General features: G+C 61.0%; 17 protein-coding genes. 11 read left to right on the forward strand and 6 right to left on the reverse strand.

Annotation, left to right across the window (positions count from 1 at the left end):
• The first annotated feature begins 155 nt into the window (after positions 1 to 155).
• The 8 genes from glpD (at position 156) to DKB71_RS27690 (ending at position 8,956) form a co-directional block, all read left to right on the forward strand.
• Entirely contained in the window at positions 156 to 1,694 is a 1,539-nt protein-coding gene (gene glpD / locus DKB71_RS27655) for a glycerol-3-phosphate dehydrogenase (RefSeq protein WP_408598696.1), read from the forward strand.
• A 355-nt stretch (positions 1,695 to 2,049) separates the two neighbouring features.
• Entirely contained in the window at positions 2,050 to 2,964 is a 915-nt protein-coding gene (locus DKB71_RS27660; RefSeq protein ID WP_008056636.1) for a glutamate/aspartate ABC transporter substrate-binding protein, read from the forward strand.
• Positions 2,965 to 3,158: 194 nt separating this feature from the next.
• Positions 3,159 to 3,905: an amino acid ABC transporter permease gene (locus DKB71_RS27665; RefSeq protein WP_274074279.1), complete on the forward strand. Its 747-nt coding sequence runs from the start codon at positions 3,159 to 3,161 to the stop codon at positions 3,903 to 3,905.
• Complete coding sequence (locus DKB71_RS27670; RefSeq protein WP_274074278.1) at positions 3,905 to 4,576, forward strand: amino acid ABC transporter permease; 672 nt, start codon at positions 3,905 to 3,907, stop codon at positions 4,574 to 4,576. Before DKB71_RS27665 ends, DKB71_RS27670 begins: the two co-directional genes overlap by 1 nt.
• Positions 4,573 to 5,307 carry an amino acid ABC transporter ATP-binding protein gene (locus tag DKB71_RS27675; RefSeq protein WP_095197146.1) on the forward strand — a complete coding sequence of 245 codons (735 nt, stop codon included), beginning with the start codon at positions 4,573 to 4,575 and terminating at the stop codon, positions 5,305 to 5,307. Before DKB71_RS27670 ends, DKB71_RS27675 begins: the two co-directional genes overlap by 4 nt.
• A 72-nt stretch (positions 5,308 to 5,379) precedes the next feature.
• Complete coding sequence (locus DKB71_RS27680; protein WP_323627488.1) at positions 5,380 to 7,281, forward strand: sensor histidine kinase; 1,902 nt, start codon at positions 5,380 to 5,382, stop codon at positions 7,279 to 7,281.
• Positions 7,278 to 8,606, forward strand: a complete 1,329-nt coding sequence (locus DKB71_RS27685) for a sigma-54 dependent transcriptional regulator (RefSeq protein WP_274074276.1) — start codon at positions 7,278 to 7,280, stop codon at positions 8,604 to 8,606. The genes DKB71_RS27680 and DKB71_RS27685 overlap by 4 nt, the downstream gene beginning before the upstream one ends.
• 20 nt (positions 8,607 to 8,626) lie before the next feature.
• Entirely contained in the window at positions 8,627 to 8,956 is a 330-nt protein-coding gene (locus DKB71_RS27690; protein WP_180205389.1) for a GlpM family protein, read from the forward strand.
• Positions 8,957 to 8,964: 8 nt separating this feature from the next.
• On the opposite strand, the gene DKB71_RS27695 is transcribed toward DKB71_RS27690, so the two are convergent.
• A complete protein-coding gene (locus DKB71_RS27695; RefSeq protein ID WP_408598699.1) occupies positions 8,965 to 9,999 on the reverse strand; it encodes an alpha/beta fold hydrolase in 1,035 nt (344 codons plus the stop codon).
• Positions 10,000 to 10,206: 207 nt separating this feature from the next.
• Here DKB71_RS27695 and DKB71_RS27700 point away from each other — a divergent pair, with 207 nt between their 5' ends.
• Positions 10,207 to 15,405: a dermonecrotic toxin domain-containing protein gene (locus DKB71_RS27700; RefSeq protein ID WP_408598701.1), complete on the forward strand. Its 5,199-nt coding sequence runs from the start codon at positions 10,207 to 10,209 to the stop codon at positions 15,403 to 15,405.
• Between the two features lie 42 nt (positions 15,406 to 15,447).
• Here the strand turns inward: DKB71_RS27700 and metE are convergent, their stop codons facing one another.
• The gene (gene metE / locus DKB71_RS27705) at positions 15,448 to 17,760 is read right to left on the reverse strand and encodes a 5-methyltetrahydropteroyltriglutamate--homocysteine S-methyltransferase (protein ID WP_408598703.1); all 2,313 of its coding nucleotides are present in this window, start codon (positions 17,758 to 17,760) and stop codon (positions 15,448 to 15,450) included.
• A gap of 106 nt (positions 17,761 to 17,866) precedes the next feature.
• Here metE and metR point away from each other — a divergent pair, with 106 nt between their 5' ends.
• Positions 17,867 to 18,784: a transcriptional regulator MetR gene (metR, locus tag DKB71_RS27710; protein ID WP_408598705.1), complete on the forward strand. Its 918-nt coding sequence runs from the start codon at positions 17,867 to 17,869 to the stop codon at positions 18,782 to 18,784.
• A 110-nt stretch (positions 18,785 to 18,894) separates the two neighbouring features.
• On the opposite strand, the gene DKB71_RS27715 is transcribed toward metR, so the two are convergent.
• The 3 genes from DKB71_RS27715 to DKB71_RS27725 are packed head-to-tail and all read right to left on the reverse strand — an operon-like array spanning position 18,895 to position 20,491.
• Positions 18,895 to 19,392, reverse strand: a complete 498-nt coding sequence (locus DKB71_RS27715; RefSeq protein WP_408598707.1) for an N-acetyltransferase family protein — start codon at positions 19,390 to 19,392, stop codon at positions 18,895 to 18,897.
• Positions 19,393 to 19,394: 2 nt separating this feature from the next.
• Positions 19,395 to 20,033 carry a LysE family translocator gene (locus DKB71_RS27720; protein ID WP_274074270.1) on the reverse strand — a complete coding sequence of 213 codons (639 nt, stop codon included), beginning with the start codon at positions 20,031 to 20,033 and terminating at the stop codon, positions 19,395 to 19,397.
• 23 nt (positions 20,034 to 20,056) lie between these two features.
• Complete coding sequence (locus DKB71_RS27725) at positions 20,057 to 20,491, reverse strand: NUDIX hydrolase (protein ID WP_408598709.1); 435 nt, start codon at positions 20,489 to 20,491, stop codon at positions 20,057 to 20,059.
• Between the two features lie 120 nt (positions 20,492 to 20,611).
• Between DKB71_RS27725 and DKB71_RS27730 the strand changes: the two genes are divergently transcribed.
• A complete protein-coding gene (locus DKB71_RS27730) occupies positions 20,612 to 22,231 on the forward strand; it encodes an FMN-binding glutamate synthase family protein (protein WP_408598711.1) in 1,620 nt (539 codons plus the stop codon).
• Between the two features lie 24 nt (positions 22,232 to 22,255).
• Here the strand turns inward: DKB71_RS27730 and DKB71_RS27735 are convergent, their stop codons facing one another.
• Positions 22,256 to 23,764, reverse strand: a complete 1,509-nt coding sequence (locus tag DKB71_RS27735) for a glucosyltransferase domain-containing protein (protein ID WP_408598713.1) — start codon at positions 23,762 to 23,764, stop codon at positions 22,256 to 22,258.

Consider the following 23,764-nt stretch of genomic DNA (forward strand, 5'->3'; position numbering starts at 1 on the left):
TTATGTTCGAATATTTTCCTTTAACCGCCCTTCGATCAGTTTTTTCAATCGAATGCGACTGGCTGTGGGCGTCTTTATGGGCTAAGATTTTCGCAAATGAACATTAATGTTCGAATTCAAATACAGAAAATCAAAGAATTCCGAGGCCTTAGCCGATGCCCACTACTACCTTGCCTACGCCGCCTCTCGCCGAGGTCTACGATATCGCCGTCATCGGTGGCGGCATCAATGGCGTAGGGATCGCGGCAGATGCCGCCGGTCGCGGCCTTTCGGTGTTCCTTTGCGAAAAGGATGATCTGGCCAGCCACACCTCGTCGGCCAGCAGCAAGCTGATCCACGGCGGCCTGCGCTACCTCGAACATTACGAATTCCGCCTGGTTCGCGAAGCGCTGGCTGAGCGCGAAGTGCTGCTGGCCAAGGCCCCGCACATCGTCAAGCCGATGCGCTTCGTGTTGCCCCATCGCCCGCACCTGCGTCCGGCCTGGATGATCCGCGCAGGCCTGTTCCTTTATGACAACCTGGGCAAACGGGAAAAACTGGCGGGTTCGAAAAGCCTGAAGTTCGGCCCGAACAGTGCGCTGAAAAGCGAAATCACCAAAGGTTTCGAATACTCCGACTGCTGGGTCGACGATGCGCGCCTGGTGGTACTGAACGCCATGACAGCCCGGGAAAACGGCGCCCACGTCCACACCCAGACCCGTTGCGTCAGCGCGCGCCGCACCAAAGGCCTGTGGCACCTGCACCTGGAACGCGCCGATGGCAGCCTGTTTTCGATCCGCGCCAAGGCGCTGGTGAACGCGGCCGGCCCCTGGGTCGCCAAGTTCATTCGTGACGACCTGAAAATGGAATCGCCGTATGGCATCCGCCTGATCCAGGGCAGTCACCTGATCGTGCCGAAACTGTACGAAGGCGATCATGCGCACATCCTGCAAAACGAAGATCAGCGCATCGTCTTCACCATTCCGTACCTCAATCACTTCACCCTGATCGGCACCACCGACCGTGAGTACACCGGCGATCCGGCCAAAGTGGCGATCACCGAGGCGGAAACCGAGTACCTGCTGCAAGTGGTCAACGCCCACTTCAAGAAGCAGATCAGCCGCGACGATGTCGTGCACAGCTATTCCGGCGTTCGTCCGCTGTGCAACGACGAGTCCGACAACCCGTCGGCCGTCACCCGCGACTACACCCTGGCGCTGTCGGGCAGCGGCGAGGAAGCGCCCCTGCTGTCGGTGTTCGGCGGCAAGCTGACCACTTACCGCAAGCTGGCCGAATCGGCGCTGGCGCAACTGGCCCCGCACTTCCCGCAGATCAAGCCAAGCTGGACCGCCACCGCCACCCTGCCAGGCGGCGAAGACATGAGCACACCGCAGGCACTGAGCTCGCTGATCCGCGACAAGTATGACTGGATCCCCAGCGAAATCTCGCGCCGCTGGGCCACCACCTACGGCAGTCGCACCTGGCGCATGCTCGAAGGCGTACAAAGCCTCAATGACATGGGCGAACACATTGGCGGCGGTCTCTACACCCGTGAGGTCGATTACCTGTGCAGCGAAGAGTGGGCGACCAGCGCCCACGACATTCTGTGGCGTCGCAGCAAACTCGGTTTGTTCACCACTCCTGAGCAGCAGCAGAGGCTCGCGGATTACCTGAGCAAGGTCGAGCAGAACCGCAGCAAGATCGAAGCGGCCTGATTTCCCCTCCTTTGTAGAGCCCGGCTTGCCGGCGAGGCGTCCTCAAGACTTGCGCCAGTCTGTCGGGCGCCTTCGCCGGCAAGCCGGGCTCCCACATGCGCATTCGGTTTTCCGAACGCGACTTGGTGGTCGATTCGGTAAACCGGATTTCTTCTGCCCCAAAATGCCCTCCATAAAAATTTAATCTCCTTATAAATCAACAAAATATGTCGTACTGCCTGGCCTGGCACGAGTCATGCTCTACACTCTTGGACGAATGCCTGTTGCGCCAACACTTCAGGAGCCGTCAGGCATTCGAAGCACAAAAGGGCCGAAGAACTGGCTCCATAAAAAAAACAATGTCGAGGAAAATTTGATGCGCATCGTTCCCCATATCCTGGGCGCAGCCATTGCTGCCGCTCTGATCAGCACGCCAGTTTTCGCCGCCGAACTCACCGGCACCCTGAAGAAGATCAAAGAGTCCGGTGTCATCACCCTCGGGCATCGTGACGCTTCCATTCCTTTCTCCTACATCGCGGACGCCTCCGGCAAACCGGTCGGCTACTCCCACGACATCCAGCTGAAAGTCGTCGAAGCCCTGAAAAAAGACCTGGACCTGCCGAACCTGCAGGTCAAGTACAACCTGGTCACCTCGCAAACCCGTATCCCGCTGGTGCAGAACGGCACCGTGGACCTGGAATGCGGTTCGACCACCAACAACGTCGAACGCCAGCAGCAGGTTGACTTCTCCGTCGGCATCTTCGAAATCGGTACTCGCCTGCTGTCCAAGGCAGATTCCAAGTACAAGGATTTCCCGGACCTGGCTGGCAAGAACGTCGTGACCACCGCCGGCACCACGTCCGAGCGCATCCTCAAGGCGATGAACGCCGACAAGCAGATGGGCATGAACGTCATCTCCGCCAAAGACCATGGCGAGTCGTTCCAGATGCTGGAAACCGGCCGTGCCGTGGCCTTCATGATGGACGACGCCCTACTGGCCGGTGAAGCGGCCAAGGCCAAGAAGGCCAGTGACTGGGCCGTGACCGGCACTCCACAGTCCTACGAAATCTACGGCTGCATGGTGCGCAAAGGCGACGAGCCGTTCAAAAAGGCCGTGGATGACGCCATCAAGGCCACCTACGCGTCGGGCGAGATCAACAAGATCTACGAAAAATGGTTCATGCAGCCAATTCCGCCAAAGAACCTGAACCTGAACTTCCCGATGAGCGACGAGCTCAAGGCCCTGATCGCCAATCCGACCGATAAAGCGGCTGACGACAAGAAATCCTGATTTCTGACTAACCTTATCTCCTGGGAGGGCCCTGGCCCTTTCAGGAGGTGGTCACTTCCTGCTGGCATTTTTGGGAAACACTCGAACCGGTGGCTGTCGAGCCGGGAGCGTGTGCCTGATCGTAAAGATCAGGCGGGAACGGAGCTTCCCCCAAGCGGGTACCTGTACATCGATCGATCTGAGGGGAGACCCTAATGAATTACAACTGGGACTGGAGCGTGTTCTTCAAGTCCACCGGCGTGGGCAGCGAGACGTATCTCGACTGGTACGTGTCCGGTCTGGCCTGGACCATCGGCATCGCCATCGCGGCCTGGATCATTGCCCTGACACTGGGTTCGATCCTGGGTGTCATGCGTACCGTGCCGAACCGCATCGTATCGGGCATCGCCACCTGCTACGTCGAACTCTTTCGTAACGTGCCGCTGCTGGTTCAGCTGTTCATCTGGTACTTCCTGGTACCCGACCTGCTGCCAGCCGACCTGCAGGAGTGGTACAAGCAGGACTTGAATCCGACCACCTCGGCTTTCCTCAGCGTCGTCGTGTGCCTGGGCCTGTTCACCACCGCACGGGTTTGCGAACAGGTGCGCACCGGTATCCAGGCGCTGCCCCGCGGCCAGGAATCCGCTGCCCGCGCCATGGGCTTCAAGTTGCCGCAGATCTACTGGAACGTGCTGCTGCCCCAGGCCTACCGGATCATCATTCCGCCGCTCACCTCGGAATTCCTGAACGTCTTCAAGAACACCTCCGTGGCCTCGCTGATCGGTCTGATGGAGCTGCTCGCGCAGACCAAACAGACCGCCGAGTTCTCCGCGAACCTGTTCGAAGCCTTCACCCTGGCCACGCTGATCTACTTCACCCTGAACATGAGCCTGATGTTGCTGATGCGCCTGGTCGAGAAGAAAGTCGCCGTGCCTGGCCTGATTTCCGTAGGGGGTAAATGATGGAATTCGACTTCTCGGGCATCGTCCCGGCCATTCCCGGCCTGTGGAACGGCATGGTCATGACCCTCAAGCTGATGGTCATGGGCGTGGTCGGCGGGATCATCCTCGGCACCATCCTGGCGTTGATGCGCCTGTCCCACAGCAAACTGCTGTCGAACATTGCCGGTGCCTACGTCAACTATTTCCGCTCGATCCCGTTGCTGCTGGTGATTACCTGGTTCTACCTGGCGGTGCCGTTCGTGCTGCGCTGGATCACCGGCGAAGACACCCCGATCGGTGCGTTCACCTCCTGCATCGTGGCGTTCATGATGTTCGAAGCGGCGTACTTCTGCGAAATCGTCCGCGCCGGTGTGCAGTCGATTCCCAAGGGGCAGATGGGTGCCGCCCAGGCGCTGGGCATGAGCTATGGCCAGATGATGCGCCTGATCATCCTGCCGCAGGCGTTCCGCAAGATGACCCCGCTGTTGCTGCAGCAGAGCATCATCCTGTTCCAGGACACCTCGCTGGTGTACGCCGTCGGCCTGGTGGATTTCCTCAATGCTTCGCGCGCCAGTGGCGACATCATTGGCCGCTCCAATGAGTTCCTGATCTTCGCAGGTCTCGTGTACTTCATCATCAGCTTTGCCGCCTCGCAGCTGGTCAAGCGTCTGCAAAAAAGGTTCGCCGTATGATCTCTATCAAAAACATCAACAAGTGGTATGGGGACTTCCAGGTGCTGACTGATTGCAGCACCGAGGTCAAGAAAGGCGAAGTGATCGTGGTGTGCGGGCCGTCCGGTTCCGGCAAATCGACCCTGATCAAGTGCGTCAATGCCCTGGAACCGTTCCAGAAAGGCGACATCGTGGTCGACGGTACGTCCATCGCCGACCCGAAGACCAACCTGCCGAAACTGCGTTCGCGGGTGGGCATGGTGTTCCAGCATTTCGAATTGTTCCCGCACCTGACCATCACTGAAAACCTGACCATCGCACAGATCAAGGTGTTGGGCCGCAGCAAGGAAGAGGCCACCAAGAAAGGCCTGCAACTGCTCGAACGTGTCGGCCTCTCAGCGCACGCCCACAAGCACCCGGGCCAACTGTCCGGCGGTCAGCAGCAGCGTGTGGCGATTGCCCGTGCGCTGGCGATGGACCCGATCGTCATGCTGTTCGACGAACCGACCTCGGCGCTGGACCCGGAAATGGTCAACGAAGTGCTGGACGTGATGGTGCAACTGGCCCACGAAGGCATGACCATGATGTGCGTGACCCACGAAATGGGCTTCGCCCGCAAAGTGGCCGACCGCGTGATCTTCATGGACCAGGGCAAGATCATCGAAGACTGCAAGAAAGAGGAGTTCTTCGGCGACATCAGCCACCGTGCCGAGCGTACGCAGCACTTCCTCAACAAGATTCTGCAACACTAAGAAAACACCGCTCCCACATTGGGTCAGCGGTGATTTCAAGATTTGTGTTGTGGTTGACCCAAGGCATCTGTGATGAAATGCGACCCCACTCTCTATCGCGCCACGTCGCCATCACTCGCCGTGAAACCCCGCCTGATTCGCCATCTGTTCCTGCCGCCGCTGATCATCGCGCTGATGATCGGACTGGGTTATATCGGCTTCTGGACCAGTGAACACTATGGCATCCGCAGCCTCGGCGAAAACGGCCAGCGCCAGCTGGAACTGCACGCCCGCGCCGTCGAAAGCGAGATCAGCAAGTACACCTACCTGCCCAGCCTGCTGGAACTCGAAACCAGTGTTTCCAGGCTGCTGGCCGACCCGACGCCGGAACACCGGCAGACCGTCAACGATTACCTCGAAGGCCTGAACCGGCGCAGCCGCAGCCGGGCCATCTACGTGATGGACACCACCGGCCGTGTCATGGCCACCAGCAACTGGCGCGATGTCGACAGTTACCTGGGCGAAGACCTGTCCTTCCGTGCCTATTTCCAGAACGCCGTGCGCGGCCAGCCCGGACGTTTCTATGGCATCGGCAGCACCAACGGCGAACCCGGTTACTACCTGGCCCATGGCCTGGAAGAACACGGCAAGATCATTGGCGTCGCGGTGGTCAAGGTGCGCCTCGAAGCCATGGAAGAACGCTGGCAGCGAGCGCGCCTGGAAGCCTTCGTCAGCGACGAGAACGGCATCATCATTCTCTCCAGCGACCCGGCGCGACGCCTCAAGTCAGTGGTGCCGCTGAGCGAAGACACCAAGGAAAAACTCGCCCGCAGTCTCCAGTACTACTGGTTTCCGCTGAACGAATTGCAACCGCTGGCCCGGGAAACCCTGTCCGAGGGCGTGGAAAAACTCACCTTCCCCGCCAACAGCGAGCTGGTCTCCGATGATGAAAACATCAGCTACCTGTCGCAAACCCGGCCCTTGAGCGATACACCGTGGAATTTCACCCTGCTCACGCCACTCCAGGATTTGCGCCGAGAAGCGATCAACCAGGGGATTCTGGTCGCCGTGGCATTTGCCCTGGTGGCGTTCCTGCTCATTGCCTGGAACGAGCGGCGCAAGGTGATCGCCACTCGCCTGGCCGCCCGGGAAGCCTTGCAGGAAGCCAACAATCAACTGGAGCGTCGGATTACCGAACGCACCACCGACCTGCGCGCCAGCAACGAACGGCTCAAGGGTCAGATCCGCGAACGCCGCCAAGCCGAAGAGACGCTGCGCCGTGCCCAGGATGAACTGGTGCAGGCTGGAAAACTCGCGGCGATCGGGCAGATGTCCACCAGCATCGCCCACGAATTGAACCAGCCGTTGGCGGCGTTGCGCACCCTGTCCGGCAACACCGTGCGTTTTCTCGAGCGCGGTCAGCTTGACGTGGCCAGCACCAACCTCAAGACCATCAACGAATTGATCGACCGCATGGGCCGGATCACCGCCAGCCTGCGCTCCTTCGCCCGGCGCGGTGACGACAAGGGCCAGGCCTGTCTCGGCAAAGCCGTGGACGCCGCCTTGCAATTGCTCGGCGGGCGCGTGGAAAGCGCCCATCTGCAATTGCATCGGCACTTCGACGATGTGCAGGTGCGGATCGACCAGACCCGCCTCGAGCAAATCCTGGTCAACCTGATCGGCAATGCCCTGGACGCCATGCAGGCGCAACCGCAGCCGGAACTGTGGCTCGAAGGCGAAGTATTCGATGGTAAATATCGGCTGCGCGTACGGGACAATGGCCACGGCATCGATGCCGAAGCGCGCAAGCACCTGTTCGAACCGTTTTTCACCACAAAGCCCGGCGAACAAGGCCTGGGCCTCGGCCTGACACTCTCCGCGAGCCTGGCCGCCGCCACTGGCGGTCACCTGGGTGTCGAGCACCCGGCCAGCGGTGGTACCGCTTTCGTCCTCAGTTTACCGTTGGTAAGCCCCACTCCCGCTGAGCCAATATGAACAACGACCTTAGTGTATTGATCGTCGAAGACGACCCCCATGTGCTGCTCGGCTGCCAACAGGCGCTGACCCTGGAAGACATTCCCTGCATCGGTGTCGGCAGCGCCGAGGAAGCCCTGGAACGGGTCGGCGACAACTTCGCCGGCATCGTCATCAGTGACATTCGCCTGCCGGGCATCGATGGCCTGGAACTGCTGAACCGACTCAAGGCCCGCGATCGCAGCCTGCCAGTCGTGCTGATTACCGGTCACGGCGACATTTCCATGGCCGTCGGCGCCATGCAGAAAGGCGCCTACGACTTCATGGAGAAACCCTTCTCGCCCGAACGCCTGGTGGATGTCGCCCGTCGTGCCCTGGAGCAACGCAGCCTGGCACGGGAAGTCTCGTCGTTGCGCCGGCAACTGGCCGAGCGCGATTCCCTCGAAGGGCGGATCATCGGCCGCTCGCCGGCCATGCAGAACCTGCGCGAACTGATCGCCAATGTCGCCGATACTTCAGCCAACGTGCTGATCGAGGGCGAGACCGGCACCGGCAAGGAACTGGTCGCGCGCTGCCTGCACGACTTCAGTCGTCGCCACACCCGGCAATTCGTCGCGCTCAACTGCGGCGGCCTGCCGGAAAACCTCTTCGAAAGCGAGATCTTCGGCCACGAAGCCAACGCCTTCACCGGCGCCGGCAAACGGCGGATCGGCAAGATCGAACACGCCGACGGCGGCACGCTGTTCCTCGACGAAGTGGAAAGCATGCCCCTGCCCCTGCAGATCAAACTGTTGCGGGTGTTGCAGGAGCGCACCCTCGAACGTCTCGGCTCGAACCAGAGCGTGGCGGTGGACTGCCGGGTGATCGCGGCCACCAAATCCGATCTCGACCAGTCGAGCAAGGCCGGTGAATTTCGCAGCGACCTGTATTACCGCCTCAACGTGGTGACCCTGGAACTGCCGCCCCTGCGCGAGCGCCGCGAAGACATCCTGCAATTGTTCGAATACTTCTTGCAGCAGTCGTCGTTGCGCTTCGACCGCGCCGCGCCGGAACTGGACAACCAGACCCTGTCAAACCTGATGAGCCACGACTGGCCGGGCAACGTGCGCGAACTGCGCAACGTCGCCGAGCGCTTTGCCCTGGGCCTGCCAGCATTCAAGAAACCCGGTGCGGGCGGCAGCGCCCAAGGCCTGGCCTTCGCCGAAGCGGTCGAGGCCTTCGAGCGCAACCTGCTGAGCGATGCCTTGCAACGCAGCGGCGGCAACCTGACCCAGGCCAGCCTGGAACTGGGCATGGCCAAGACCACGCTGTTCGACAAAGTGAAAAAGTACGGCCTGAGCCATTAAGCGAGACCTGTGTGGACCTGATACTCAAAGCAACCCTGGGCGCGGCGGTGGTGGTGATCCTCGCCGCCCTGGCCAAGACCCGAAACTATTACATCGCCGGGCTTGTGCCACTGTTCCCGACCTTTGCGCTCATCGCCCATTACATCGTCGGCAAGGGTCGTTCGCTGGATGACCTGAAGACCACCATCGTGTTCGGCATGTGGTCGATCATTCCGTACTTCATCTATCTGGCGACCCTGTATGTGATGGTCGATCGAATGCGCCTCGAGGCGTCGCTGGCCGTCGCGGCCGTCGCGTGGTTGATCGCGGCGACGGCATTGGTCAGCGTCTGGGTTCGCCTGCACGGCTGATCCGTGCGCTAAAGAAGGTTGTGGTCAGCCACAGGCTCGATCTGCGCCCAATGCGAAGTGTCCTCGCGATGCGCCCGCAGATAGGGCAACACGGCTGCCAGCAATGGCGCCTTGAACGCTTCCTGAAAACGATGCGCCAGTCCCGGTATCAACTTCAACTGGCTGCCACGCAGATGCGCCGCCAGGTGCACGCCATGCATCACCGGCAACAACGGATCGGCCGTGCCATGCACCACCAGTGCCGGCACCCGTAGCTGATTGAGCAATGCCACTCGGCTCGGCTCGGCCAGGATCGCCAGGATCTGGCGCTTGGCCCCCTCGGGATTGAATGCCCGGTCGTACGCCTGTGCCGCCTGCTGCAGCAACGCCTGGCGATCATCAGTCACCGCCGGACTGCCCAGTGCCGCCAGCAGGTCCGCCTGCTGCTCCAATGCAACTTCACGGTTGGGCGCACCCCGACGCGCCAGCAACTGCAACAGCGCCGCACTTGGCGCGGGCAAGCCTTCGGCTCCTGAAGTGCTCATGATCAGGGTCAGGCTCTCGACCCGTTGTGGCGCCATCGCTGCCATGTGCTGGGCAATCATTCCGCCCATGCTCGCGCCCAGCACGTGGAATTGCTCGATGTGCAACGCATCCATCAGCCCCAGTCCGTCGTCCGCCATATCGGTCAGGGTGTATGGCGCCGACACCGGCAAGCCGAGCTTGTAGCGCAGCACTTCGAAGGTCAGGTTGGCCTCGGCCGGCGTCTGCCGCCAGGTCGACAGGCCGACATCGCGATTGTCATAACGAATCACCCGGAAACCTTGCTGACACAGCGCGACCACCACCTCGTCGGGCCAGTGAATCAACTGCCCGCCCAGTCCCATCACCAGCAGCAGTGCCGGGTCGGACGCACGGCCAATGCTCTGGTACGCCAGGCTTACCTGGGACAGATCAACCCGTTGGGTTGCAACATTGACGTCACAGCGAGACGCCGCCAGAGACGGCAGGCCGCACAACAGTGCGGCCAGGAAAACCATTCGTGAAAAGAACCAAGCACCCATGGAAAAACACCAAAACGCAGAACCCCAGTAGAGCGCGAGTCTGATGAAGTTTGTTCAAGCGCGCTGCCACAGTTGCGTGACAGTTTCATGAATGCCGCTCAATGGTCGATGCGATAACTATGTAGTGCCACCGGCACAGAGGATTTTTCTTAAATGGCGCTTGATCAGGAGTGGACCCGCCGCTCCTCATGGATGAGCCACGCAATCATGACCGAAAGACTCCCAACACTCGCACCCTCCTCGCCGACCGCCATCCCCGAGCTTTCAACGCTGACCAGCAATCCCCACCAGAGCCTGTTGCAAAGCGCCTTGGCGCGCTGGCAAAACTGCCAGGAAGGTTTGCAGGCACTGTTCGCAAGCGCGCCGCTGGATGAAGGCGCGACGGCCTATTGGCAGGCCCGTGCCCCGGGTACACCGCTGTCGCGCCGTGATCGGGCCGAGCAGCTATACCGCGCTCATATTGAAGCGGCGGCGCAACTGGGGTTCGCCCTGAGAACCCTGGGTGCCGAACAATTGAAACCGCTTTGGTTGATGCTGGACGCCGGGACCGAGACGGTGCATCTGGACGACCAGCCCATCCATTGCGAACAACTGGCGCTGAAGTTGAGCGACAACAGCCTCTGGAAAATCCCGGCGGCCTGGGTGATCACCGTGGGCAGCCAGCAACCCGTCGCGCAATTGCTCTACCTGCCCTCTCGCCCGGTTCCCGTCCAGGCCTTCGACGAACGCAGCGACATGGAGCATTGGCTGTCCGCGCAACTACTTGCTCCGCCCGAGTTACCCAGCCATTACAGTTTTCAGTACACGACCACTACCGGGCCATTGACCACAGGCATCAGCGACCTGTTTGCGCCCGAACTGCAAGCCCGGCGTGCCGGAGCGTTTGCCCAGGCGCCAAGCCTTGAGAGCCTGGAGTTGACCGAAGGCTTTGGCGATGAGGATCGATCAGCGCTGTTCGATAGCCTGTCTGCCGATATTCCCCTGGCCATGCGCCAGACCTCGCTTCGCCAACAGCAGGCGGCGCTGGAAACACTGCTGGGAGAGGACAGCGCTACTGACCTTCAGCGGATATTCGAGGACACCCTCAAGGCTCTGGAAACGGCGGAACAGGCTGCCGACAGGGCCGCATCCGCCCTGCTTTACCGATCGCGCGTCCTCGACCTGACGACTTTCAACCGAGAGTCCAGCGCGCTTTATCAGGCCCACAAGGACGGGTTGCAGGCCGAGGCCAAACTGCAGAGGTCGCTCAATCAGCTCGACAGTTCCCAGTTCGACATGCTCCAGGCCATCCTGGAACCGTCTGCGGCTGACGAAGCCGACTCCGATGTCGTGGCGGCCAGTCTGTCGTTGATCGAACACACCAGCGGCAACCAGACCCAGGCGTTGGAGGGGCCGTTTGTCATCACCCGCTCCCAGGTGCTGCTCGATCCCGCCGCGCCTCACAGCCTGCTAATTTACTGGCCCGGCATTGGCGGCGGTTTGCAACGCTTCGCCAGTCGCAGGGACCTGGAGCTGGAACTGTTCAAGATCCGCGAACAGGATCCGGAGCTGACCCTGCAGCTGACAAAAATCAGTTGCGATCCGTTGCTTTACAGCCAGGATAAACAGATCAGTCGCTTTGAAGAACAGGCCGCGCAAGTACGCCAGCGCCATGCCGACCCGGCGCAGGCGGCAGAACGCGCCGATGAACTGGAAAAGCTGCGGCGCAAAACCCTGGCCAAGCTGCAGGTCCCGGTTAACCCAGCCCGTCATCTGGCTCTGGCGCAGCGCCTGGAACAAAGCCGCAGTGCCGGCATGGCTTCGCGTCTGCCCACCTGGCTCGCGACATTGTCGGTGTCAGCCGGCGCCGAGCTGAAAAAGCTGATCGAGGCCTATATCCAGGCCATGCATCGCAGTCACGCACAACTGGAAGCGGCCCTGGCGCCCCGTGACGCATTCACCCGTCAACACCTCCAGGTGCGGTTGCGCGATGACTTCTCGATTGAAGGGGAGTTTGACATCCAGCTGGACCTGCCGGATTCGGTCAAGCTGGAAAAACAACTGGCCGACGGCGCGGCGCCAGGCACCCCGCAAAAACTGGTGGCGGTGCCCAGTGCCACGCGCAGCCGAATGTCCCTTGAGGAGCTGGCCCAGCTCAATATCGATAACACCCCGTCCATGCAGCTGGAGCCTCTTTCACTGCGCCTGGATTTCATGCAGGTGCACGTCAGCGCAACGGACGAAAGCGAACGCCAGGCACTGGTGACCGGCATCACAAACACCTACCTGCGCAAGGTCCTGCCCGAGCTTGACCTTGCACAGCGCTACGAAGATCAGATTCGTAATACCTTCATGGGCTCGGCCAGCGAAACGCCCTTGGTCAGGGAGCATCGCCGCGAATGCCTGGTCGAGCCCTGGCGCCTGATGCTCAAATTGCAGGGTCAATGCGCGCACCTGCAAAACCAGATCAACCAGGACCAGCTACAGGTCCTGACCATTGCCATCGATGCCCAGACCCGTGAGGCCTGGCAAGTGCACGGCAAACGTATCGTACTGTTCCCGGCCTACCTGAGTGCCGGCGGCAAGGACACGCCAAACGAAGGACCGACCACCCTGTCCGGCGTGACCTTCATTGAAGAACAGGTCAGCGGGATGACCCTGCTGTATCTGCCCGACAGCCCCGACGGCCAATGCCTGCGCCGCTACGACAGCCTGGAGAGCGCTCGCCGGGCCTTGTTCAATCTGTGCCTGCGCAGCGAGATGGTCAGCTATCTGGCCGGACGAGCCTTGAAAGGCAGCGAGGCGGCCCACGCAAGCCGCATCAACCAGGCCCTGTTGAAGCATTTCGACGCCATGATCGGCGTTGGCCTGGCGTGGCCATCGACGACGTCGCTGGCCGAACATTTGCTCAATGCCCACATGGGCCGCCTGATCGAAGCCCATCGCGACACCTCGCGCTCGCGCACCGACCTGTATCTGGAACGCTACGCACTCAGCGGTGCGAAAGCGTTCAACTACATCAAGATGGCGATAGGCCTGGTGCCCTTCGTCGGTGCGGGAGTTGCGCTTTATGATGCCTGGAGCAGTGCCAACAACGCGGTCGCTGCTCTGTTGCACGGCGAGGTGGCTGAGGGCCTGGCAGAGATAGAGTCGGTGTTGTTGTCGTTGATCGATGCCGCCATGGACATCGCCGGTACTTCGCCGGCCACCCGCTCGACCACCCTCGTCCGCTCGCTGGCGCGTGCTCGTCAGTTGACGGCGCTTGGCAAAGGCGCCACGGCATTGCGGTCGACGTCAGCACGCCACGCACGACATATCGCCCAGCGCTTCGCCGGATACGAGTATGAAAAACCGATTTCCCTGGCCGGCTTGCAACCGCTCGAGCACGGGGTCTATCGCAATGTCTACCGGCATGCCGATGGCGACTTCATCACGCGCCAGGGCCGCATCTTCCAGGTTGAACCCAGTGCGGACTCACGCGGCTTGAGACTGAGCGGCACGCGTAAAAAAACCTACAGGCAACCCATCGCGCTCGATGAAGCCGGCCAATGGGATACCTGGTTCGGCGTCTACGGGTCGACATTCGAAGGCGGCGGGCTGGGTGGCGGCGGCGTGCTCGGGCATCTGGCCGATGCACTTGACCCGATCTGGCCTGCTGCCATTCGCGAACGCCTGCCAAGGTGGTGGGCCGATCGGGTGTTTCGTCGTCACAATGCACTGACCGACGCCGCCGACAACTTGGCGCCGCAAATCGATGCTCGGGTCTCGCGCACCAATGCGGCACTGGAAAAGTACAACAGTGTTGCCGCAGATGCCCGTCCGGCCCTGATTCAGGAGACCGAAGCAGCCTGTATCGGCGACATCGAACTGGCCAGCGGGCATTACCAGACGCTGGTCGAGCTGGCGCCCCTGGCACATGGCAACAAACGACGCCTGCTCAGTGAAATGCAAAGTCATGACGCCCTGATAATCGCCGACAGGCAAAAGCAGAGGGTTTTCTTTGCCAACCATCGGTCTAATCCGCTCACAGACCGAATTGACGCTCTAATCGACCAACTGGACGAACTACCAGACAGTGCGCTCGCCGAACGCATTCGGATTCTGCACGACATCCGAAAGCTACGCCTGGAAGTCATCGGCCACCTGGAACAGATTGAAACGGCAATGCGCGACCTCAACCAGTGGTACGAGCGCATTACGGTCAGAACCGAAAAGGCACAAATGACATCCGAAGTAGAGGCGTTGAACGGACGCCTCAACGAGCCCACTCTGCTTTACCTGAAAACAGCTCATCTTCTGGAGACGGTCAATCGCTTTAACACGGTACGGGATCTGTCCTGGTTCCATCTACAGACCCAAGCCGAAAGCCTGCGCATCAACGTCGACCGTGCATTGTTCACTCAATTCAGCCTGCAGGAGGTCCCTGCCACCCGAGCCCAACGCAATCAGATTTTCCAGGAATGCCTCGAGCACTACAGCCAGTTCCGTCGCGGCATGAATGCCTGGACCGCCAGCGATCCCCAGCACTTCTATCTCGACGCGGTCGCGCCCTTGCTGGAGGGAATCGAAAAAATGGCCCAACGGGCACGCAAGGGCATCGACCAACCCGCGCCAGCCGTGCCGGCCGGGCAACGCAGCAAGAAGGTCTTCATCACCGAAGACGACCACTTGTTGATCGGGGGGGAGCGCTTGGAACCAACGACCCAGAAACGTCAATACATCCTGACCGGGAAGGGTGGTGTCGAGGAAATATGGGAACAGGGTGCAAACGGCAAGTCTCGCTTGCTCAATCCTCCCGAGCCAATCGCTCGCCCCGTGCAAAAGGACGCAGCTGCCATGATTGAAGATGCGCGTAATCGCCTGCAGTCGCAGCCGGCCTACCGGTCGAGGATTCAAGCCTATGCAGCGCAGGATATGCTCCCGGTCGATCTGGAGCACATGATGGTCAACGAGGCCAACGAACTGACGCGCCGGGCGCTCGATATCGAAGCCATTGCCCCACAGAGCCCCGTCATCGAGCAACTGCGGAACAAGGCAGTGGAACTGATTGCCACCGGACGTCGGATGCGCACCCGTCAGTCACTGCGCAGCAAAAACCCTACGGATGGAATGCTCGATGATCTGATCAGCCAAAACGCCGCAGAGATACGCAAGACCAGTGCGCTGAAAACCCTGGGCAAACGTCCTGATCGGCGAACCGATTACTTGCAGGAATACGAAATATGGGACATGACGGCAACGCCTCCCACGCTGTTGTGGTATGCCCATTTCCACTACGCCAAGCCGGCCCCCGCCTTTCTCGAGTTCGAAAAAGCGCATCTGAAACTACCCGAACACCGCGCCTTGACTCACGCCGATAACGCCAACCTGCCTTACGCCGATATCGGCAAGAAATCAGCGGCGCTCAGACATTTCGATCAGGGCTGATACACCGCAAGGGAGCGGTCAAGCCGCTCCCGTGCGGGTTCCTCAAGCCAGTTGGCTTCGCAGCTGGCGTGCTGCCGCCACCATATTCACCAACGCCGCTTCAGTCTCCGGCCAGGCGCGGGTCTTCAACCCGCAATCGGGGTTGACCCACAACCGCTCGGCCGGGATCCGCTTCACCGCCTTGCTGATCAACTTGACCATCTCGGCCGTGTCCGGCACCCGTGGCGAGTGGATGTCATAGACACCCGGACCGATGTCGTTGGGGTAGTCGAACGCTTCGAAGGCCCGCAGCAACTCCATGTCCGAACGCGAGGTTTCGATGGTGATCACATCGGCATCCATCGCCGCGATCGCCTCGATCACGTCATTGAATTCGCTGTAGCACATGTGGGTGTGAATCTGCGTTTCATCACGCACGCCGCTGGCGCTCAAGCGGAACGCCTGCACCGCCCAGTCCAGGTATTCCTGCCATTGTGCCCGACGCAGCGGCAGGCCTTCGCGGAACGCGGCTTCGTCGATCTGCACGATCTTGATGCCGGCCGCTTCCAGGTCCAGCACTTCGTCGCGCAGAGCCAGCGCCAGTTGCTGTGCCTGGACTTTGCGCGACACGTCTTCGCGGGGGAAGGACCACATCAGCATCGTCACGGGACCGGTGAGCATGCCTTTCATGACCTTGTCGGTCTGGCTCTGGGCATAGGTGATCCAGTCGACCGTCATGGCTTTCGGGCGGCTCAGGTCGCCGTAGATGATCGCCGGTTTCACGCAGCGTGAACCGTAGCTCTGCACCCAGCCAAAACGCGTGAAGAGATAGCCATCGAGTTGCTCGGCGAAGTACTCGACCATGTCGTTGCGTTCGGCTTCACCGTGCACCAGCACGTCCAGCCCCAGGCGTTCCTGGATTTGCACGGCATGACGAATTTCGTGGTGCATGGCGTCGGTGTAGTCGTTGGCCGACAACTTGCCTTGCTTGAAAGCCTGGCGCGCCAGGCGAATCGAGCCGGTCTGCGGGAACGAGCCGATGGTAGTGGTCGGGAACGCCGGCAGTTTCAACCGTGCACGCTGTTGCTCGATGCGTTGGGCAAACGGCGAATGGCGCTGGCTGTCCGCTGTGCCAATGGCATCGATGCGGGCTTGCACCTGGGCTTTATGGATGCGCGGCGATTCGGCGCGGCTGGTCGCAATGGCACGGCTTTCGGCCAACGCGGCTTGCACCTTGGGCGCTTGCGGATCGTTCAGGGCATCGCGCAGTACGGCGATTTCGCCACATTTTTGCACGGCAAACGCCAGCCAGCTTTTCAGCTCGGGATCGAGTTTGTCTTCGCGCTCCAGGTCCACCGGGCTGTGCAGCAGCGAGCAGGAGCTGCTGACCCAGAGGTTGTCGCCAAAGCGTTCCTGGGCAAATTGCAGTTGCGCCAGCACCGGCTCCAGCTCGCAGCGCCAGACGTTGCGGCCATTGACCAGGCCCACTGAGAGGATCTTGTAGGTCGGCAGGCGATCGAGCACGTGCAGCAGTTGATCCGGCGCGCGCACCGCGTCGATGTGCAGGCCTTGCACCGGCAGGCCGACGGCCAGGCCTAGGTTGTCCTGCAGGCCGCTGAAGTAGGTCGCCAACAGCTTTTTCAGCGGCGAGTACTGGAGGATGTGGTAGGCGCGTTCAAAGGCGTTTTTCCATTCCTGCGGCAGGTCGAGGGTGAGGATCGGTTCATCGATCTGTACCCACTCCACCCCTTGGGCAGCGAGGCGCACGAGGATTTCGTTGTAGACCGGCAGCAGGCGTTCCAACAGGTCGAGTTTGTCGAAGTCGTCGCCCTTGACCTTGCCCAGCCACAGGTAAGTCAGCGGGCCGATGATGACGGGCTTGACGGTGTGCCCCAGGGCCTGGGCTTCGCCGACTTCGTCGAACAACTGCTCCCAGCTCAGCTTGAACTGTTGGTCTGCGCTGAATTCCGGGACCAGGTAGTGATAATTGGTGTCGAACCACTTGGTCAGTTCCTGGGCGTATTGCGCCTGGCCGTGCTCGCTGCCGCAACAGCTCACGGTGGCGCCACGGGCCATGGCGAACAAGGTGTCCAGGGTCGGCAGGCCGCGTTCGTCCCGGGTGCTGTCGAAGCGCTCGGGGATCACACCGAATGCCAGGGAATGGGTCAGTACCTGGTCGTACCAGGCGAAGTCGCCGACCGGCAGCAGGTCGATGCCGGCGTCTTTCTGCAATTGCCAGTGAGTAGCGCGCAACTGGCGACCGACGCTACGCAGCGCTTGCTGGTCGAGGTCGCCCTTCCAGTAGGATTCGAGGGCTTTTTTCAGTTCGCGGTCGGCACCGATGCGGGGAAAACCAAGGGTGTGGGCTACGGCCATGTCGAATTGCTCCTGTAAAAGATGGCGCTATTGTCGACAGCCGGGGCATCATGAGACAAACTCAACCTTTTCGTGTTGATCACAAGTTTTCCTCATGGAGCCCCCGGTGCTTGAAATCCGTCACCTGAAGACCCTGCACGCCTTGCGCGAAGCCGATAGCCTGGTGGATGCGGCCGACCGCCTGCACCTGACCCAGTCGGCGCTGTCCCATCAGTTCAAGGAGCTTGAGGAACGCATGGGCATGCCGTTGTTCGTGCGCAAGACCAAGCCCGTGCGTTTCACCAGCGCCGGTTTGCGCCTGCTGCAACTGGCCGATGCCACCTTGCCGCTGCTGCGCGCGGCCGAGCGCGACATCGCGCGGTTGGCCGGAGGCACCGCCGGGCGCTTGCACATGGCCATCGAATGCCACAGTTGCTTCCAGTGGCTGATGCCGACCATCGACCAGTTCCGCGATGCCTGGCCGGAGGTCGAGCTCGACCTGGCGTCGGGCTTCTCCTTCGCCCCCCTGCCCGCCCTGGCCCGTGGCGACCTGGACCTGGTGGTGACGTCCGACCCGGTGGATCTGGTAGGGATCACCTATGTGCCGCTGTTTACCTACGAGGCCATGCTCGCGGTGGCAAACCAGCACCGCCTGGCCAGCAAGGCCTACATCGTCCCGCAGGACCTGCTCAGCGAGACCCTGATCACCTACCCGGTGGAACGTGACCGGCTGGATATCTTCACGCGCTTTCTGGAACCGGCCGACGTCGAGCCGGCCCAGGTCCGCACGTCGGAACTGACGGTGATGATGATGCAGCTGGTGGCCAGCGGTCGCGGCGTGTGCGGCATGCCCCATTGGGCGCTGCATGAATACAGCTCACGGGGCTACGTGAAAGCCAAGCGCCTGGGCGAGAAAGGTTTGTTTGCGACGCTGTATGCGGCGATTCGGGCCGACATGCTTGATGCGCCGTACATGAGGGATTTTTTGCTGACGGCCAAGGACACGTCGTTTTCGACGCTGGATGGGGTAAGCGCCGTTCGTTGATATGTGGGAGCGGGCTTGCTCGCGAAAGCGGTGTATCAGTCAGCTTAATGCTGAATGTTGAACCGCATTCGCGAGCAAGCCCGCTCCCACATTTTTTGATCGGGGCGGATTTAGAGTTCGCGCCACATGTGGATCTTGTCGAAGTATTCCTCACCCACCCGCACCGCCATCGGCTCCAGGCCGAACTGGACGAAGCCGCAGCGCCGATAGAGGTTGAACGCGGCATCGTTGCCGGCGGTGACGGTCAATTTGATCAGCCGCAGATATTGATGGGTCCGCGCCTCGGCCAGCACCGCCTGCACCAGTTGCAAACCAAGCCCGCGCTGGCGCACGTTGGCGGACACGTACATGCCAAACAGCGTCGCCTTGTGCCGGGCCTTTTCCCGGGGCTCGAAGGCCAGCCCGGCGATGCCCGCCAACCGGCCCTCGTCGAAAGCGCCTAGCACCACATCCAGCTTGCCGGTCAGGCGCGACTCCCACCAGCTCAAGGGCATCGTTGCTCGTTCGCGCACGCTGGAGGTGAACGCCCGGGGGTGCCGGTCGTAAGCTTCGAGCGTCATCGTCCGATAGTCCAGCGCATGGCTGACATCCAGTCGCTGAATCAACATGTTCAGGCCATCCGTTTTTGCTCGAGCATCAAGCGCAACGCCAGCGCCGACAAGACAAAGCCCATGAAATAACGCTGCATCGCCAGCCATGTCGGATTGCTGACGAACCATGAGGCGATGCCCGCCGCGAACAGGGCGATCATCAGGTTCACGCAGAAACTGACGCTGATCTGGGTCAGGCCCAGGACGATACTTTGCGTGAACACCGAACCGTGCTCGGGGCTGATGAACTGCGGGAACACCGACAGGTAGAACACCGCAATCTTCGGGTTCAGGGCGCTGGTGAGAAAACCCATGGTAATGAGCCTGCGCGACGAGTCCGGTGGCAGCTGCTGCGCTTCGAACGGCGAACGCGCACCCGGCTTGACCGCCTGCCAGGCCAGCCACAACAGGTACAGGGCGCCGGCCCACTTCAACACTTCATAAGCCATCGGCACCGCCAGGAACACTGCGGTCAAACCGGCCGCGGCGGCGAACAGATGCACGAAGAAACCCGCGACCACGCCAAGCAACGAGGTGACCCCGGCCTTGCGTCCCTGGCAGATCGAACGGGAGATCAGGTAGATCATGTTCGGCCCCGGTGTCAGCACCATCAGCAACGCGGCAGCGGCGAAAATCAGCAGGTCTTGAAGCGGGATCATGGGCGAAGTCCCTTGCGTAATGATCAGGCGATAGCGGTCAGCGAAGCTCGATAAAACGGCAGGATCAGGTCCCGTGTCAATGGCGCCAGAACGACACCACCGTCACTGGCCGGATCGATCCAGATCACTTCTTCGATCTCGGCAGCCGGGGTGACGTCGGCATCGATGGTCAGCAGAAACAGTTCGGCCTGCACGACAAAACCCGGCTCATTGGCGGCGGGGGCCGAGAACTGCCCGAGGAACGTGGCGTGCGCCGTATCGATCAGCAGACCCAACTCTTCTTCCAGCTCCCGGGCCAGTGCGCTGACCGGTTTTTCATCGGCTTCGATCTTGCCACCCGGTTGCATGAACGCCTGGGTGCCGCGCTTGCGCACCAGCAGGGTTCGCCCGTCGGGCCCGATCAACAGGGCGGCGGCGATGTGGATAAGTGCAGAGGGCTGGGCAACAGACGTTGACATTAAAAAGGCCTTTGATTCAAAAACGCCATTATATTCGACATTGATGTTGGCTGACGCAGCGCCATCGCGAGGTGGTTTGTGTATTGCCGAAATTATTGAGTCCGAACCCAAGGAAACCGTATGAGCCTGTCACTCCTGAGCCGCTACGCCTTCTTTGCCGCCTGCGTGATCTTCACCCTCGCCAGCCTGCCCTTCCTCGAGCACGACTGGCTCTGGCCTATCACTGCCGTCACCGGCGTACTCAGCCTGATCGGCCTGTTCGATCTGCTGCAAAGCCCCCACGCAGTGCGCCGCAATTACCCGATCCTGGGCAATATCCGCTATCTGGTCGAAGGCATTCGTCCGGAAATCCGCCAATACCTGCTCGAATCCGACAGCGACGCCCTGCCCTTTTCCAGGGCCCAGCGCTCGCTGGTCTACTCCCGGGCCAAGAATGAAAGCGCCGACAAACCGTTCGGCACCTTGATCGACGTCTACCAGTCGGGTTTTGAATTCATCGGCCACTCGATGCGCCCGGCGCCCTTGAGCGACCCGAGCGGTTTCCGGGTCACGGTCGGCGGCCCGCAATGCACCCAGCCGTATTGCGCGTCGGTGTTCAACATTTCGGCCATGAGCTTCGGCTCGCTCAGCGCCAACGCCATCCGCGCGTTGAACCAGGGTGCCAAGCTCGGCAACTTCGCCCACGACACCGGCGAAGGCAGCATCAGCCCTTATCACCGCGAACACGGTGGCGACCTGACCTGGGAACTGGGCAGCGGCTACTTCGGCTGTCGCACCAGCGATGGCCGCTTCGACCCCGAGCGTTTCGCCGCACAGGCCCGAACGCCCCAGGTGCGGATGATCGAAATCAAGATGAGCCAGGGCGCCAAACCCGGCCACGGCGGGATCCTGCCCAAGCATAAGGTCACCCGCGAGATCGCCGACACACGCGGCATCCTGATGGGCGAAGACTGCATCTCGCCGTCCCGCCACAGTGCGTTTTCAACGCCGATCGAGATGATGCATTTCATCCAGCAACTGCGCGAGCTGTCCGGTGGCAAACCGGTAGGCTTCAAGTTTTGCCTGGGTCACCCGTGGGAGTTCATGGGCATCGCCAAGGCCATGCTGGAAACCGGCATCCTCCCGGACTTCATCGTGGTCGACGGCAAGGAAGGTGGCACCGGCGCCGCGCCTGTGGAATTCACCGACCACATCGGCGTGCCGATGCGCGAAGGCCTGCTGTTCGTGCACAACACCCTGGTCGGCCTGAACCTGCGGGACAAGATCAAGCTCGGCGCCAGCGGCAAGATCGTCAGTGCGTTCGATATCGCCAGCGTGCTGGCCATCGGTGCCGATTGGGCCAACTCGGCGCGCGGTTTCATGTTCGCCATCGGGTGCATCCAGTCGCAAAGTTGCCACACCAACAAATGCCCGACCGGCGTCGCCACCCAGGACACCCTGCGTCAGCGCGCGCTGGTGGTGCCGGACAAGGCCCAGCGCGTCTACAACTTCCATCGCAACACGCTCAAGGGCCTGGCCGAGATGCTCGCTGCCGCCGGCCTTGAACATCCGTCGCAACTGTCGGCCAAGCACCTGGTGCGGCGCATGTCGGCCACCGAGATCAAGCTGTTCTCACAGCTGCATGTGTTCCTCAAACCGGGGGAGTTGCTCACCGGGGAAGTGAATGGCGAGTTTTATTCGCGGATGTGGCAGATGGCGCGGGCAGACAGTTTCGAGCCTAACGAAGAGGCTGCGGCCTGACCTTCACGGCTCCGACATTGCGCTTTACCAATGAAGCGATTTGATCGGGGCCGGCTCTTTCATCACGATAAATCCGTAATCACCAATCAGGTAGATCCGGTAGAACTGGCTCTCCACCAACGGCGTGTAACCTAGATAACCCACCCGCGTCGCATTGCGCCGCTCCTTCTCCGCCACCACGTTGGTGATGCCGACCTTGGGCAGGTTTTCCGCCAGCATGTAGAAGTCGACGTTCAGCAGGTAATGCAACACCGGCATCTGCTTGAACGAACCTGCCGCCCCCAGCAGCCAGTGATCGGAATAGGTCACCGACATGTAGATGCGCTTGGCGTCACGCAAGGGTTGATGGCTGGCGATGTTATGTTCAAGGCTGCTCAGCGCGCTGCCGGCGAAGGCTTTCTGCACCGTCAGGACCCGGCCATAGGCGAACGACAACGACAACATGGCCAGCAGCGGCACCAGCAACAACAGCGGCAAGCGTTCGTGGAGTGTGGCCAGGGCCAGGTGACTCAAGTAGAACAGCAGCACCAGCAACACCGCGAATCCCATCAGGGTCCTGGCGCCTTCGTTGAAGTCGCGAAAGACCAGCGCGACGCCGGACACCAGCAACACCACGACCGGCACTGTCAGCAGACACAGCAGGCCGATCAGCAGTTTCTTCGGTCCACTGTCCTTGCGCTCGATAACCCTCAATCCCAAACACACTGCACCGGCAATGGCACAGAGCACCAACCCGGCCGCCACCCAGGCAAATCCGCCATGGAACAGCAGCACGACTTTTTCCAGTACCCGCGTGATGTTGATGTGGATCTGCAGCAAAGGCTGCGCTGCCCAGTCCAGCAACACCGTGCGACCCTGCCCCATGAAGGGGTATGCACTGACAAGGTAAATCAGCCATCCGAGAAACAGCTGGGCGATTCTCCAGCCGATCAAACCGCCCCAGCGCGGCCAGGCCACTTTGTCATTGACCGCCCTGAGCACTTCAAGACAGCACAGGCCGAGAAACACATTGACGCTGATTTGATACAGGCCCAGCGCCAGCGCAATCAGGAAAGAAGGCACCAGCCATTGCAGGCTGCGCGAAGGGTGACGAAAGGTGATGGCGTAGATCACCGCCACCACACTCAAGGTCATGACCGGGCCATCGTATTGATAGGTCAGGTTTTGCAGGAAGAACGGGCTGTACCAAAGCGGCAACAGCACCAGGCAGCAGCCGAAGGTCGGTTCGCGGAAGTGATGAAAGGTCAGGCTTGTCAGTGCCCAGGACATGGCCAGGGTGGCGATCAACAACGGCAGCGGAAAGATGTTCGGCGCGCCACTGCTGAAGGTCAGCGTGTTGTAGAACAACTCGGCGAACAGGCGCCCTTCCTTGGCCCAGGCCATGCCGGCCGACAGCGAGCGCCAGTTGTCATCGATGTAGGGATAATCCGCAATGATCAGCGGCAGCACGTACACCAGGGTCGCCAGCAGAAAAAACAGCCAGGCCTGGCGTCGAGTGAGTTCCTTGGTGAAGAAATCGCTGAACCTGCCCAT

It is taken from the genome of Pseudomonas sp. PLMAX (genome assembly GCF_046042685.1).
Classification (GTDB): Bacteria; Pseudomonadota; Gammaproteobacteria; order Pseudomonadales; family Pseudomonadaceae; genus Aquipseudomonas; species Aquipseudomonas putida_AE.